At 57.2% G+C, this 14,189-nt stretch carries 11 protein-coding genes; 6 read left to right on the top strand and 5 right to left on the bottom strand.

Annotated features, from left to right (window positions below; genetic code table 11):
• Positions 1 to 26: 26 nt before the first annotated feature.
• Complete coding sequence (locus AC6I8C_RS17955) at positions 27 to 1,514, top strand: aminotransferase-like domain-containing protein (protein WP_497823207.1); 1,488 nt, start codon at positions 27 to 29, stop codon at positions 1,512 to 1,514.
• Here the strand turns inward: AC6I8C_RS17955 and AC6I8C_RS17960 are convergent.
• Positions 1,481 to 2,104 (bottom strand): glutathione S-transferase family protein, encoded by a 624-nt coding sequence (locus AC6I8C_RS17960; RefSeq protein WP_497823208.1) that lies wholly within the window; start codon positions 2,102 to 2,104, stop codon positions 1,481 to 1,483. The two genes, AC6I8C_RS17955 and AC6I8C_RS17960, sit on opposite strands and share 34 nt — an antisense overlap.
• 106 nt (positions 2,105 to 2,210) lie before the next feature.
• Between AC6I8C_RS17960 and AC6I8C_RS17965 the strand changes: the two genes are divergently transcribed.
• Positions 2,211 to 3,056: a PhzF family phenazine biosynthesis protein gene (locus AC6I8C_RS17965; protein ID WP_497823209.1), complete on the top strand. Its 846-nt coding sequence runs from the start codon at positions 2,211 to 2,213 to the stop codon at positions 3,054 to 3,056.
• A 38-nt stretch (positions 3,057 to 3,094) separates the two neighbouring features.
• Here AC6I8C_RS17965 and AC6I8C_RS17970 read toward each other — a convergent pair whose 3' ends face one another.
• Positions 3,095 to 3,853: an SDR family NAD(P)-dependent oxidoreductase gene (locus tag AC6I8C_RS17970; RefSeq protein WP_497823210.1), complete on the bottom strand. Its 759-nt coding sequence runs from the start codon at positions 3,851 to 3,853 to the stop codon at positions 3,095 to 3,097.
• Between the two features lie 115 nt (positions 3,854 to 3,968).
• Between AC6I8C_RS17970 and AC6I8C_RS17975 the strand changes: the two genes are divergently transcribed.
• The 3 genes from AC6I8C_RS17975 to AC6I8C_RS17985 all read left to right on the top strand — a co-directional run bounded on the left by AC6I8C_RS17975 (position 3,969) and on the right by AC6I8C_RS17985 (position 7,537).
• Complete coding sequence (locus AC6I8C_RS17975; RefSeq protein WP_279771831.1) at positions 3,969 to 4,868, top strand: LysR family transcriptional regulator; 900 nt, start codon at positions 3,969 to 3,971, stop codon at positions 4,866 to 4,868.
• Between the two features lie 45 nt (positions 4,869 to 4,913).
• Positions 4,914 to 5,933, top strand: a complete 1,020-nt coding sequence (gene yhjD / locus AC6I8C_RS17980; protein ID WP_497823211.1) for an inner membrane protein YhjD — start codon at positions 4,914 to 4,916, stop codon at positions 5,931 to 5,933.
• A gap of 272 nt (positions 5,934 to 6,205) precedes the next feature.
• Positions 6,206 to 7,537, top strand: a complete 1,332-nt coding sequence (locus AC6I8C_RS17985; RefSeq protein WP_497823212.1) for an MFS transporter — start codon at positions 6,206 to 6,208, stop codon at positions 7,535 to 7,537.
• A gap of 696 nt (positions 7,538 to 8,233) precedes the next feature.
• Here AC6I8C_RS17985 and ilvC read toward each other — a convergent pair.
• The gene (gene ilvC, locus AC6I8C_RS17990; protein WP_497823213.1) at positions 8,234 to 9,709 is read right to left on the bottom strand and encodes a ketol-acid reductoisomerase; all 1,476 of its coding nucleotides are present in this window, start codon (positions 9,707 to 9,709) and stop codon (positions 8,234 to 8,236) included.
• A 162-nt stretch (positions 9,710 to 9,871) separates the two neighbouring features.
• Here ilvC and ilvY point away from each other — a divergent pair, with 162 nt between their 5' ends.
• Positions 9,872 to 10,753: an HTH-type transcriptional activator IlvY gene (gene ilvY / locus AC6I8C_RS17995; protein WP_033734419.1), complete on the top strand. Its 882-nt coding sequence runs from the start codon at positions 9,872 to 9,874 to the stop codon at positions 10,751 to 10,753.
• Here ilvY and ilvA read toward each other — a convergent pair whose 3' ends face one another.
• Together ilvA and ilvD are read right to left on the bottom strand one after the other, a co-directional pair.
• Positions 10,754 to 12,301, bottom strand: a complete 1,548-nt coding sequence (ilvA, locus tag AC6I8C_RS18000; protein WP_497823214.1) for a threonine ammonia-lyase, biosynthetic — start codon at positions 12,299 to 12,301, stop codon at positions 10,754 to 10,756. It abuts the gene before it with no gap.
• Positions 12,302 to 12,303: 2 nt separating this feature from the next.
• Entirely contained in the window at positions 12,304 to 14,154 is a 1,851-nt protein-coding gene (gene ilvD / locus AC6I8C_RS18005; protein WP_497823215.1) for a dihydroxy-acid dehydratase, read from the bottom strand.
• Between the last annotated feature and the right edge of the window lie 35 nt (positions 14,155 to 14,189).

Consider the following 14,189-nt stretch of genomic DNA (forward strand, 5'->3'; position numbering starts at 1 on the left):
TGTACCCATCTACGCCGGAGGCTTCTATGTCCCTTGCTCCCACTTCCGATCAGCCACTCTATCAGCAGCTCGCAGACAGCTTCGCTGAGGCCATCCATCAGGGCACGCTGAAACCCGGTAAACGCCTGCCGGCGATCCGCCGCGTCGCCCAGTCACACCAGGTCAGCGTCAATACGGTATTGAATGCCTGGCAGATGCTGGAAGATCGCGGGCTGATTGAGGCGCGTCCGCAGTCGGGCTATTACGTGCGTGGCGTATTGCCCGCCGTCACCCGTCACGGTCAGCATAAAGCCCGGGTGCGCGACCCCAGCAGCGGCAAGCTCGACCTGATTGATAAGGTGTTTGCAGCGCAGAACCATCCCGACTACACCAATATCTCGTTGGCCTGCCCGCAGGACAGCGAGCTGTTTCCGGCGGCGCGCATCGCCCGGATTACCGCCTCACTGCTGCGCCGTCATCCCAACATCATCGGACGCTATGCACTCCCGCCCGGTAGTGAGCGCTTACGGGAGGAGATTGCGCGACGGGCGCTGCACGCCGGGCAAACGCTCACCGCCGATGAGATCACCCTGACCCACGGCTGCATGGAGGCATTACAGCTGGCGCTGCGGGCGGTGACGCAGCCCGGCGACTGTGTCGGGCTGGAGTCGCCGACTTACTTCTTCCTCTTCCCCCTTTTAGCGTCGCTGGGCCTGAAGGCGCTGGAAATCCCTACCGATCCGCAACATGGCCTGTCGCTGGATGCGCTGGAGATGCTGCTGCAGGAGCAGCGTATTAAGGCAGTGATTGCAATGCCCAGCGTGCAGAACCCGCTGGGCTGCGGCATGTCGCTGGAGAATAAGAAGCGGCTGGCAAAGTTAGTGAATACTTACCACGTTCCGCTGATTGAAGACGGGCTGTATGACGAGTTGCAGTTCGACTGGCCGCTATCGCCCGCCGTAAAAGCCTTTGATCGCGATGGCTGGGTGATTTACTGCACCAGCTTTACCAAAACCGTGGCACCCGATTTCCGACTTGGCTGGACCGCCGCAGGCCGTTTTCATGACGCGATTGCCCGGCTGAAAGCATTATCGTCGATGGCCGAATCCGCCCTGCTCTCCGAAACGCTGGCGGAGTTTCTTGCGTCCGGCGGTTACGACCATCATCTGCGCACGCTGCGTCGTCGCTATGCGGCCAATCTGGATGAGGCGCGCGGTCTGATCGCACGCTACTTCCCGGTGGGAACCCGCGCCACGCTGCCGCGCGGTGGATTTGTTTTCTGGGTCGAGTTACCGGGCGGCGTGAATACCACCGAGATGTTTGATCGGCTGCTGCAGGAGCAGATTTGTGTCACGCCTGGCGCACTCTATTCGCTGAGTGAGCGCTACAACCATGCGCTGCGTCTCTCCTGCTGCTATCCGTTTGATGCGCGCTACACCCGCGCGATTCAGCGCGCGGGCGAAATCGCCTGTGAACTGGCGGGCGTGCCGTGCGGCGAAGCTCAGGGTGTACCGTTGCGGCCCCAGACGGTATAGCCGCGACGTTCAGTCAGACGCTCATAATAGGTGCGCACCGCCGGATAGTCGGGATGATCGAGCGGGGTTTCAAACCAGCGGTTCACTGCCAGGCCAATCGGAATGTCTGCCAGAGTAAAATTGCGTCCGGCGACGTAGCGGCCGGTTTTTTCCAGTTGCTGATTGAGAATGCTCATGGTGTGCGCCCAGCCTTTGCTGGCCGCAGCCAGCAGTCGCGGGTCCTGATGGGCCAGTGAGTTTCGCACCAGCGACATAAAGGCGTAGCGCCATGAAGTGTTGAGTTCAGTGGATTGCCAGTCCATCCACTGATCGACAGGCGCACGCGTCTGCGGATGCAGAGGATAAAGCCATTCACCGCCATAGGCGTTCGCCAGATAGCGCAGAATGGCGTTGGATTCCCACATCACAAAGTCATCATCTTTCAGCACCGGCACCATCGCATTCGGGTTGAGTGCCATGAATTCGGGCAGGTGCGTTGAACGGAAGCCGTCGCCCCACTCTTCGCGCTGGTAATCAAGGTCCAGCTCGTCACACAGCCATAATACTTTGCGCACGTTGATTGAGGAGGCGCGTCCCAGGATCGTCAGCATTCACAGTCTCCAGTAAAATCTTTAACTTATTGATAACGCTGTTAGCTGTTATAAGCAATCATCCGGCAGAGAAAAGGCCACACTGAACCCAGAGCAAGGAGTCACAATGAAGGTCGCGTTTAAGCAAGTCGATGTGTTTACCTCATCAGCCTTTAACGGCAATCCGCTGGCGGTGATCATGGATGCTCAGGGGTTAAGCGACAGCCAGCTGGCGGCGATTGCCCGCTGGACAAACCTGTCGGAAACCACCTTTGTCCTGCCGCCTCAGCATAGAGAGGCGGACTATCGGGTGCGTATTTTTACCGTTGAAGGGGAACTGCCGTTTGCCGGTCATCCGACGCTGGGCACCGCCCATGCGCTGCTGGAGGCGGGCTGGCCAGTCCGTACGCCGGGTGAAATCGTGCAGGAGTGCGGCGTCGGTAACGTGACGGTGAAGATAGATGACGCAGGCCTGGCATTTGCCGCGCCGGCTGCCACGCTGATGCCCTGGCAGGATGCGCGGATGAGTAACGCCTTAAACAGCGATGCGTTCGATCTGACACAAAGCCCGACGGTAGTGGACATGGGGATCCGCTGGCTGCTCATACCGATGATCAGCGCCGAAGCGGTACTGGCGCTGCAGCCCGATGTCAGTGAATTGCAGTGTCTGATTCAGCATGCGGGTGTCTCGGGCATCATGCCCTTTGGCCGCCTGCCCACTGGCGAGCCTGAACAGTATGAAGTGCGCGGTCTGCTGGTGGAGAATGGCAGCCTGACCGAAGATCCGGTGACCGGCAGCGCTAACGCCTGTCTGGCGCGTTACTTCGCCGCAGCGGGACAAACCACCCCGTATCGCGTTCGTCAGGGCACAGCTCTGCAGCGTGCGGGTCGGGTGAACGTGACCTTTGCCGGTGAGACCATCTGGATTGGCGGCAATACTGTGACCGTTATCGACGGCACCATTACGCTGTAAAATCAGCGGCGTCGTGTTTTCCACGACGCCGCCCGGGGTTAAATTCCCTGCCCGCCGGACGCTTCAATGCGCTGCGCGGTGATCCAGCCGGTTTCGTCACTGAGAATCGCGCTGATAGCGTCGCCGATATCATCCGGCAGTCCGACCCGACCCAGCGCCGTCAGCCCGGCAATCTGGTCGTTAATCTCGCGGGTATCGCGCACCCGTCCTCCGCCAAAGTCTGTCTCTATCGCGCCAGGTGCCAGAATATTGACGCGAATGCGGCGTTCACCCAGCTCTTTCGCCTGATAACGCGTCAGGACTTCCATCGCCCCTTTCATCGACGCATAGGTTGCGGAGCCAGGATAGACCAGCCGGGTCAGACCGCTGGAGATATTCAGGATGCGACCCCCGTCGTTAATCAGCGGCAGCAGCTTCTGGGTCAGGAAGTAAGGCCCTTTGAAATGCACTTTCATCAGTGCATCAAATTCCGCCTCGGTGGTGTCGGTAAACGGCTTGTAGTGTCCGTGACCGGCGTTGTTCACTAAATAGTCAAAGCGCTCACGCTGCCACTGCTGTTGCAGCACCTCTTTCACCTCACCGACAAAGCGATCAAACTGCCCGGTTTCGCCGACATCCAGCGCCAGCGCCACGGCGCGCTGTCCTAGCGCTTCAATTTCCTTTACAACCGACTGCGCCTCATCGGCATGGCTGCGGTAAGTCAGAATAATATCTGTGCCTCTGGCAGCCAGTTTTAAGGCCCCATTGCGGCCTAAACCGCGGTTTGCACCGGTAATTAACGCCACTTTCTGATTCATCTCACACACCTGTTGAAAAATTGAACACGGTTTAAGGATATTCGCGAATTATTGATCTATAAACAGGGTTAAACGCGCATCACTGTTTCAATAAAAACAACAATCGGTGAACAACATGGACAAAATTCACGCAATGCAGGTGTTTGTGCGGGTGGCCGAAATGGGCAGTTTTACCCGCGCGGCAGAGAGTTTAGGCGTACCCAAAGGCAGCGTATCGCGACAGATTCAGGCGCTGGAGAATCAAATGGCAACACGTTTGCTGCATCGCACCACGCGCCGGGTGCAACTAACCCAGGATGGCCTGGTCTATTACGACCGCTGCCTGGATCTGTTGTCGATGATTGACGATATGGACAGCCTGTTTCAGCACGAGCCCGCTTCGCTCAGCGGTAAACTCCGGGTCGACATGTCAGTGGCAATGGCCACCGGCTTTATCCTGCCAAGGTTGCCAGAATTTTTGCAGCACTACCCGGGCGTGGAAATTGAGCTGAGCAGCAGCGACCGACAGGTGGATGTGATCCGGGAAGGATTTGACTGCGTCATCCGGGTCGGTGAGCTGAAGGATTCGGGTCTGATTGCGCGAAAAATTGGTACCCATACCTTGATCAACTGCGCCAGCCCTGGCTACCTTTCGCGGTTCGGCATGCCAATCCGGCTGGAAGAGCTGTCGCAGCATGCGATGGTGCATTACAGCCAGCAGCTCGGCCAGGCCTCACCCGGCTTTGAATATTTTGATGGCAGACAGTGCCATTACGTTCATACCGGTGGCGTGGTGACGGTGAACAGCACGGAAACCTACCGCGCCGCCTGTCTGGCAGGGCTGGGGATTATTCAGGTGCCCGCCGCCGGAATTCAGACATTACTGGAAAGGGGCGAGCTGGTGGAAGTGCTGCATCGCTTTCCCGCCAGGCCGATGCCGATCCATCTGCTCTATCCGCACCGGCGCAATGTGGCACGCCGCGTAAGGGTATTTATGGAGTGGCTGAGTCAGGTGTTACAGGAGTACGTCACCTGAGCGGCTATACTTTGATTTTAATGATAAACAGGACAGTGAAGGTCTATGACAGACAAGCAGGAAAACCCGCAGGATATGCAGCCAGAAAAGCCGCTTATCGATATTAAAACCGGCAATCACACCGTGGATGAGTCGATTGTTCGCGTGTCGCGCTTCGCCACCTGGTTCCAATCTATTCCGGCGGTAGCGCATTTTATTCGCGCTCTCGACCGCTTTAATGACCGACTCGGCAGCCAGTTTGGCGCAGCCATTACTTATTTTTCATTTTTATCGCTGATCCCCATTCTGATGGTGTCGTTTGCCGCCGTGGGTTTTGTGCTGGCATCGAATCAGGATCTGCTGACCGATATCATCAACAAAATCGTCAGCAGCATCAGTGACCCGACGCTGGCAAACACGCTGAAGAATACGGTGAATACCGCCATTCAGCAGCGCGCCACCGTGGGTATCACCGGTTTACTGCTGGCGCTCTACTCCGGTCTTAACTGGATGGGTAATCTGCGTGAAGCGATCCGCGCCCAGTCGCGCGACGTGTGGGAACGCAAACCGGATGACAAAGAGAAGATCTGGAAACGTTATATTCGCGACTTCCTGTCGCTGACGGGTCTGATGCTAGCGCTGGTGATTACGCTGTCGCTGACCTCGGTGGCCGGTTCTGCGCAGGCGACCATTGTGAGTGCGCTGGGGCTGGATGGCATTGAGTGGTTACGGCCTGCCCTGACCATTATCGCCACGTCAATTTCCGTTCTGGCGAACTATCTGTTGTTCCTGTGGATTTTCTGGATTCTGCCGCGTCATAAGCCGCGCAAGAAAGCACTGTTCCGCGGCACCCTGCTGGCAGCAATCGGCTTTGAGGTGATTAAGTTTGTGATGACGCTGACGCTGCCGAAGCTGGCAACCTCACCTTCCGGTGCAGCCTTTGGTTCTGTACTCGGCCTGATGGCGTTCTTCTATTTCTTCGCCCGTCTGACGCTGTTCTGTGCAGCGTGGATCGCCACGGCCAAATATAAAGACGACCCTCAGATGCCGGAAGCGGGCAGCGCATCCCGCCGCAAAGCATCGTAATCCGTTAACAACAGCGGAAAATGTCACCCTTCGGCTATTTTTTCACCAGATAACAGGATGAATAGCTGAGGGGTCACTTTTATTTAGCCCTTTCTTAGAGTATCCCGCCAGATATCGTCCGGTTTACCCCGGTATCGCCCGGCATTCGTCATACCACAGAAATTATCCTCTTTTTGCCCTCTGAAGCCAGACGCGGCGCGGGTTTTCATCATTGAATGCGCTCTGGCAGATGCGTAAGATTCTTTGTCTGTATTTACAAATAAGAAACAGTTATGCAAGCCTCCCTCACAGACACACTCGACAAACAGCAGGATCCCACACCGGTTAACTCACGCAGTAAAGTGGTGATTGCCTCGCTGGTCGGCACGGCCATCGAGTTCTTCGACTTCTATATTTATGCCACTGCTGCGGTCATTGTTTTCCCGCACATCTTCTTCCCGCAGGGTGATGCCACGGTCGCGACGCTACAGTCGCTGGCCACTTTTGCTATCGCCTTTATCGCGCGTCCGATTGGCTCTGCGGTGTTTGGTCACTTTGGCGATCGCGTCGGGCGTAAAACCACGCTGGTTGCCTCGCTGCTGACCATGGGGATCTCTACCGTGGTGATCGGCCTGTTGCCGAGCTATGAAACCATCGGTGTGCTGGCGCCGCTATTGCTGGCGCTGGCGCGTTTTGGTCAGGGGCTGGGGCTGGGCGGTGAATGGGGCGGCGCGGCGCTGCTGGCGACGGAAAACGCCCCGGCGAAGAAGCGTGCGCTTTATGGCTCTTTCCCTCAGTTGGGTGCGCCGATTGGCTTTTTCTTCGCGAACGGGACTTTCCTGCTGCTCTCCTGGCTGCTGACCGATGAACAGTTTATGCAATGGGGCTGGCGTGTGCCGTTTATTCTCTCTGCCGTGCTGGTACTGATTGGTCTGTATGTGCGCGTGTCGCTGCATGAGAGTCCGGTGTTTGCCAAAGTGCAGAAAGAGAAGAAGCAGGTTCGCGTGCCGATTGCGGCGCTGCTGGGCAAGCATCTGACCGCCACCATTCTCGGCACCTTTATCATGCTGGCGACCTATACGCTGTTCTATATCATGACCGTCTATTCGATGAGCTATGGCACCACGCCAGCACCAGCGGGTCTGGGCATTCCGCGTAACAGTATGTTGTGGATGCTGATGCTGGCGGTGATTGGCTTTGGTGTGATGGTGCCGATTGCCGGTTTGCTGGCCGACCGTTTTGGTCGTCGCAAGACGATGATTACCATTACGCTGATGATTATCGCGTTTTCGTTCCTGTTCCCGGCAATGCTCGGTTCAGGCTCGCAGGCGCTGGTGATGGCATTTCTACTGCTGGGTCTGAGCATTATGGGGCTGACGTTTGGCCCGATGGGCGCGCTGCTGCCGGAGCTGTTCCCGACCGAAGTGCGTTATACCGGTGCCTCGTTCTCCTATAATCTTTCCTCGATTCTGGGAGCCTCGGTTGCGCCGTACATCGCGACCTGGCTGAATGCCAATTATGGTCTGCAGGCGGTGGGGCTGTATCTGGCGTCGATGGCGGTGCTGACGCTGATAGCGTTGCTGGCCTGTAAAGAGACGCGTCACCAGACATTGTATGACGTTTAATCCTGTTGGATGAAGGTCAGTGAAACCCGGCAGCCGCCGGGTTTTTTTATGGAGCGGGCTCACAGAGTACAACTGCTCTGAAGGGCTAAAAAAAGCATCGTCTTATGGTCAGGTGACAGGCTCAGGGAGCATACGCCTTTCGTAAAGACACAAAACCGCCCTCTAAGGCGAGGCTCAGCGCGGGCGATTACACACCTCATCCCTGAGGTGCGCCCGTACCTGGCCAACGCTTTGCGTTGTTCAAAAACGCTCCCGGCGTTCTTGTTCATGGCCCGCTATGCTTTGCTACAGGCGTATGCTCCCATCGCTTTAAGTGGATTAGTTATCTGTTCGAAAGTGCTCACTCGCGTTTAAATGTATAAAACCTGAGGCGGGGTAATTCTTACAGCAATTAAAAAGCCTGAGGGCACTGGCAACACGGTCAGAAGAGGAAAGCGTCCCGCGCCCGGGACAAAAACGCCGGGAGCGTTTTTGAACAACGCAACGCGTTGGCCCGTTTACGGGCGCACCTCAGGGATGAGGTGCGTAATCGCGCGGGCCGAGCGGCCAGGGATTGGCTTAAGCGCCTTTCCGATCTGACCGTGTTGCCTGTGCAGGCTCGGTCTCACAGCGAAGCAGGCAGTGCAGGCAAGTGTTCACAAACAAAAAACCCCGGCGAGCCGGGGTTTATTTTGCTGAAAACTGTGTTGCCGGTTATTAGCCCGCGACAGCGATACGCTTCATATCGGTCATGTAGCCACGCAGTTTGCGGCCAACAGTTTCAATTGGATGCTGGCGAACCGCTTCGTTGACGTCACGCAGCTGCGCGTTGTCAACCTGCGTGCCCTCAACCGCTTGACCCAGATCGCCCGGCTGCAGTGTGGTCATGAACTCTTTCAGCAGCGGCACCGCAGCGAAGGAGAACAGGTAGTTACCATATTCGGCGGTATCAGAGATAACTACGTTCATTTCATACAGACGCTTACGTGCGATGGTGTTCGCAATCAGCGGCAGCTCATGCAGTGACTCGTAGTAAGCAGACTCTTCGATGATCCCGGCATCGACCATGGTTTCAAACGCCAGCTCAACGCCCGCTTTAACCATTGCAACCATCACTACGCCTTTGTCGTAGTACTCCTGCTCTTCGATTTTGCCTTCATACTGTGCGGCGGTTTCGAATGCGGTCTGGCCGGTCTCTTCACGCCAGGTCAGCAGGTTTTTATCATCGTTGGCCCAGTCGGCCATCATGCCGGAAGAGAATTCGCCGGAGATGATGTCATCCATGTGCTTCTGGAACAGCGGCGCCATGATGGTCTTCAGCTGCTCTGACAGCGCATAAGCGCGTAGTTTCGCCGGGTTAGAGAGACGATCCATCATCAGGGTGATGCCACCAAACTTCAGTGACTCGGTGATGGTTTCCCAGCCGAACTGAATCAGTTTTTCTGCGTAAGCCGGGTCCGTACCTTCAGCCACCAGCTTATCGAAGCAGAGCAGTGAACCCGCCTGCAGCATGCCACACAGAATGGTCTGCTCACCCATCAGGTCAGATTTCACTTCTGCAACGAAGGAGGATTCCAGCACACCAGCACGATCGCCGCCGGTCGCTGCTGCCCAGGCTTTAGCAATCGCCATGCCTTCGCCTTTTGGATCGTTTTCCGGGTGAACCGCGATCAGCGTCGGAACACCAAAGCCGCGTTTGTACTCTTCACGGACTTCTGTACCCGGGCACTTTGGTGCCACCATGACTACGGTGATGTCTTTACGGATGCTTTCGCCCACTTCAACGATGTTGAAACCGTGCGAGTAACCCAGCGCAGCGCCATCTTTCATCAGCGGCTGAACAGCCTGAACGACAGCAGAGTGCTGCTTGTCTGGCGTCAGGTTAACCACCAGGTCCGCCTGCGGGATCAGATCTTCGTAAGTACCCACTTTGAAACCGTTATCGGTCGCTTTGCGCCATGAAGGACGTTTCTCAGCAATCGCTTCGGCACGCAGTGCATAGGCGACATCCAGACCTGAATCACGCATGTTCAGACCCTGGTTCAGGCCCTGCGCGCCACAGCCAACGATAACGACTTTTTTGCCTTTCAGGAAACTGGCACCATCCGCGAATTCATCACGCGCCATGAAACGACATTTGCCTAATTGCGCCAGCTGGTTGCGCAGGTTCAATGTGTTGAAATAGTTAGCCATGGGTACTCCGATAAGGTTGTGTTTGCTTTTTTTGTTCAGGAACGGCGTGTCATACAACGCCGCGAATGACCCCATCATATGACAGGAATTCTGTTGCTTAAATTGATATATTAACAACGTCACATTGCAATAAATGCAACACTAAACAGAGGCGACGCGCGCATGGATTTACGGGATCTGAAACTGTTTCTTCATCTGGCAGAAAGCTGCCACTTCGGGCGCACGGCGCGTGCGATGCACGTCAGCCCTTCCACACTGTCACGCCAGATCCAGCGGCTTGAAGACGATGTCGGCCATGCGCTCTTTCTGCGTGATAACCGCACCGTAACGTTAACGGAAGCGGGAGAACGCCTGCGCCAGTTTGCCCAGCAGACGCTGTTGCAGTATCAGCAGCTGCGCCATGTGATGGATCTTAACGGCCCGTCACTCAGCGGCGAACTGCGACTGTTCTGTTCTGTGACGGCGGCCTACAGTCATCTGCCGCCGATTCTCGATCGCTTTCGCGCGGAACATCCGCAGGTCGAAATCAAACTGGATACTGGCGATGCTGCGGATGCGGTAGAAAAAGTGCATTCCGGCGATGCCGATCTGGCGATTGCCGGACGGCCTGAAACCCTGCCCGCCAGCATTGATTTTATGCCACTGGGGCTGATCCCGCTGGTGCTGATTGCGCCCGCACTGCCCTGTGCCGTCCGCACCCAGGCCACCCAGCCGCAGCCCGACTGGTCAAAAATTCCGTTTATTCTGCCGGTGCAGGGACCGGCACGGCGGCGTATCGATCTCTGGTTTCGCCGCCAGCGCATCCCGAATCCGGTGATTTACGCCACGGTATCGGGCCATGAAGCGATTGTCTCGATGGTGGCGCTGGGTTGCGGTATTGCGCTGTTGCCGGATGTGGTGCTGGAGAACAGTCCGGATCCGGTGCGGAACCGCGTGCTGTTGCTGGAGAATATTGACTCGGTTGCGCCGTTCGAACTCGGGATCTGCGTGCAAAAAAAGCGGCTCGGGGAGCCGCTGATCAGTGCTTTCTGGAGCCAGCTGTAATCAGTGGCCTGACAGGAAGAAGCGGAACGCCGGGTTCTGGCTTTCGTCATGAAAGTCGTAACCCAGGTCGGTGAGATGCTCCTCGAAACGCGGCTCATCGCTGCCAAGTTCAAAAGCCGCCAGCACACGACCGTAGTCGGTGCCATGGCTGCGATAGTGAAACAGCGAGATATTCCAGTGGGTGCCCAGCGTTTGCAGGAACTTCAGCAACGCGCCTGGTGCCTCCGGGAATTCAAAGCTGAAGAGCCGTTCACGCAGCGGCTTGGAGGGACGTCCGCCCACCATATAACGCACGTGCAGTTTTGCCATCTCATCATCTGACAGATCGACCACCTGATAACCACCGCAGGTGAGTTCGCTGATGATCTCGCTGCGCTCTTCCACGCCACGCGTCAGACGTACACCAACAAAGATGCAGGCTTTATCCGCGTCCGCGTAGCGGTAGTTGAACTCGGTGATCGAACGTCCGCCCAGCGTCTGGCAGAAACGCAGGAAGCTGCCCTGCTGTTCCGGGATAGTGACGGCCAGCAGCGCTTCACGCTGTTCGCCCAGCTCGCAACGCTCGGAGACGTAACGCAGACCGTGGAAGTTGACGTTGGCACCGGACAAGACATGCGCCAGCCGCTCGCCTTTGATCTCGTGCTGCTGGATATACTTCTTCATGCCCGCCAGCGCCAGCGCGCCAGACGGCTCCGCCACGGCACGAACATCTTCGAACAGGTCTTTCATCGCAGCGCAAATCGCATCGCTGTCGACGGTGATGATGTCATCGATGTAGGCCTGACAGAGCCGGAAGGTTTCGCTGCCAATCCGCTTAACCGCCACCCCTTCGGCAAACAGCCCGACGCGTGGCAGATCGACCGGATGACCGGCGTCCAGCGCCGCTTTCAGGCAGGCTGAATCTTCTGACTCCACCGCGATGACTTTGATCTGCGGCATCAGCTGCTTGATCAGCACCGCAACGCCCGCGGCCAGACCGCCGCCACCTACCGGGACAAAGACCCGGTCGAGGTGCGCATCCTGCTGCAACAGCTCCATCGCCAGCGTGCCCTGTCCGGCAATCACAGCCGGATGGTCAAACGGCGGCACGAAGGTGTAGCCACGCTGTTCAGCGAGCTCTATCGCTTTGGCTTTCGCCTCGTCAAAGTTGGCCCCAAACAGAAAAGCCTCACCGCCAAATGCGCGCACCGCATCAACCTTGATGTCTGCGGTCGCCAGCGGCATCACAATCAGTGACTTGATGCCCAGCTTCGTCGCGGAGAGCGCCACGCCCTGCGCGTGGTTACCGGCTGATGCCGTCACCACGCCGCGCGCTTTCTGCTCTTCGTTCAGACCGGCAATCATCGCGTAGGCACCGCGCAGCTTGAAACTGTGTACCGGCTGGCGATCCTCCCGCTTCACCAGAATGGTGTTGCCAAGACGCGATGAAATTTTTTCCATAACCTGCAGCGGCGTCACCTGTGCCACTTCATACACCGGTGAACGCAGCACTGCGCGCAGATACTCCGCGCCGCATGGCGCGTCGGGTAGCGGTTGAGACTCGGCCATGGTTAGCCTCCCAGCTTGCTCTTATCGCGGACGGCGCCTTTGTCAGCACTGGTCGCGAGTAATGCGTAAGCACGCAGCGCAAAGGAGACTTCACGCTGACGATTGACCGGCGTATACGCCGCATCGCCACGTGCCTGCTGCTCTTCACGGCGGGCGTGCAGTTCGTTATCCGGCACAGCGAGTTTGATGCCGCGGTTAGGGATATCGATTGCAATGGTGTCGCCATCTTTGACCAGCGCAATAGTGCCGCCGTTGGCCGCTTCAGGCGAAGCGTGGCCGATAGAGAGGCCTGATGTACCACCGGAGAAACGACCGTCGGTAATCAGTGCACAGCTTTTGCCCAGGCCCATCGATTTCAGATAGGTGGTCGGATAGAGCATTTCCTGCATGCCCGGCCCACCTTTTGGCCCTTCGTAGCGGATGACGACCACGTCGCCTGCGACTACTTTGCCACCGAGAATCGCTTCTACTGCGTCATCCTGGCTTTCATAGACTTTGGCCGGACCGGTGAAGGTCAGGATCTCTTTGTCTACGCCTGCCGTTTTAACAATACAGCCATCTTCGGCAATATTGCCGTAGAGCACGGCCAGACCGCCATCCTGTGAGTAAGCGTTTTCGCGGGTGCGGATACAGCCTTCGGCACGGTCATCATCCAGCGTGTCCCAGCGGCAGTTCTGCGAGAATGCCTGGGTAGTACGGATGCCCGCCGGGCCCGCGCGGAACATATCTTTTACCGCCTGATCTTTGGTCAGCATGATGTCGTACTGATCCAGCGTTTCACGCATCGTCTGCTGCAGGATGTTGCGCGCGCTGCTGTCGAACAGACCTGCGCGATCCAGCTCGCCCAGAATCGCGAAAACGCCACCTGCGCGATGCACGTCTTCCATGTGGTATTTCGGGGTACTTGGCGCGACTTTACAAAGCTGAGGCACTTTACGTGACAGGCGATCGATGTCGGAGATGTTGAAGTCGATGTCGCCTTCCTGTGCCGCCGCCAGCAGGTGCAGCACAGTGTTGGTGGAGCCGCCCATGGCGATATCCAGCATCATGGCGTTCTCGAAAGCGGCCTTGTTCGCGATGTTACGTGGCAGCATGTTGACGTCATCCTGCTCATAGTAGCGCTTGGTCAGGCTGACGATGCGCTTACCGGCATTAATGAACAGCTCTTTGCGATCGGCGTGCGTGGCCAGCAGTGAACCATTACCAGGCTGCGACAGGCCGAGTGCTTCGGTCAGGCAGTTCATCGAGTTGGCGGTGAACATACCGGAACAGGAGCCGCAGGTCGGACAGGCAGAGCGTTCGATCTGATCGCTGTCGGCATCGCTGACGTTCGGGTTGGCACCCTGAATCATCGCATCAACCAGGTCCAGCTTGATGATCTGGTCAGAAAGCTTGGTTTTACCCGCTTCCATCGGGCCGCCTGAAACGAAGATCACCGGGATATTGAGGCGCAGAGACGCCATCAGCATGCCTGGGGTGATTTTATCGCAGTTGGAGATGCAGACCATGGCGTCGGCGCAGTGCGCGTTAACCATGTACTCGACCGAGTCAGCAATCAGCTCACGCGAAGGCAGTGAATACAGCATGCCGCCATGACCCATGGCAATACCGTCATCCACCGCGATGGTGTTGAACTCTTTAGCCACACCGCCCGCCGCTTCAATCTGCTCAGCGACGAGTTTACCCAGATCGCGAAGGTGAACGTGGCCCGGGACAAATTGGGTGAATGAGTTAACCACAGCGATAATCGGCTTGCCGAAATCGTCGTCGGTCATTCCTGTCGCGCGCCATAAGGCACGGGCACCCGCCATATTGCGGCCGTGGGTGGTAGTGGCGGAACGGTACTTAGGCATGCTCTATTTACTCCAGTAAGAATTAGCTCGCGGAC

The sequence above is a fragment of the Pantoea sp. X-Soil-YNGN-844 genome (assembly GCF_059730595.1).

Coding starts and splice junctions, on each gene's coding strand:
- AC6I8C_RS17955 (WP_497823207.1), top strand. CDS start 27: ATGTCCCTTGCTCCCACTTCCGATCAGCCACTCTATCAGCAGCTCGCA.
- AC6I8C_RS17970 (WP_497823210.1), bottom strand. CDS start 3,853: ATGAATCAGAAAGTGGCGTTAATTACCGGTGCAAACCGCGGTTTAGGC.
- AC6I8C_RS17985 (WP_497823212.1), top strand. CDS start 6,206: ATGCAAGCCTCCCTCACAGACACACTCGACAAACAGCAGGATCCCACA.
- yhjD (WP_497823211.1), top strand. CDS start 4,914: ATGACAGACAAGCAGGAAAACCCGCAGGATATGCAGCCAGAAAAGCCG.
- ilvY (WP_033734419.1), top strand. CDS start 9,872: ATGGATTTACGGGATCTGAAACTGTTTCTTCATCTGGCAGAAAGCTGC.
- ilvA (WP_497823214.1), bottom strand. CDS start 12,301: ATGGCCGAGTCTCAACCGCTACCCGACGCGCCATGCGGCGCGGAGTAT.
- AC6I8C_RS17965 (WP_497823209.1), top strand. CDS start 2,211: ATGAAGGTCGCGTTTAAGCAAGTCGATGTGTTTACCTCATCAGCCTTT.
- AC6I8C_RS17960 (WP_497823208.1), bottom strand. CDS start 2,104: ATGCTGACGATCCTGGGACGCGCCTCCTCAATCAACGTGCGCAAAGTA.
- ilvC (WP_497823213.1), bottom strand. CDS start 9,709: ATGGCTAACTATTTCAACACATTGAACCTGCGCAACCAGCTGGCGCAA.
- AC6I8C_RS17975 (WP_279771831.1), top strand. CDS start 3,969: ATGGACAAAATTCACGCAATGCAGGTGTTTGTGCGGGTGGCCGAAATG.
- ilvD (WP_497823215.1), bottom strand. CDS start 14,154: ATGCCTAAGTACCGTTCCGCCACTACCACCCACGGCCGCAATATGGCG.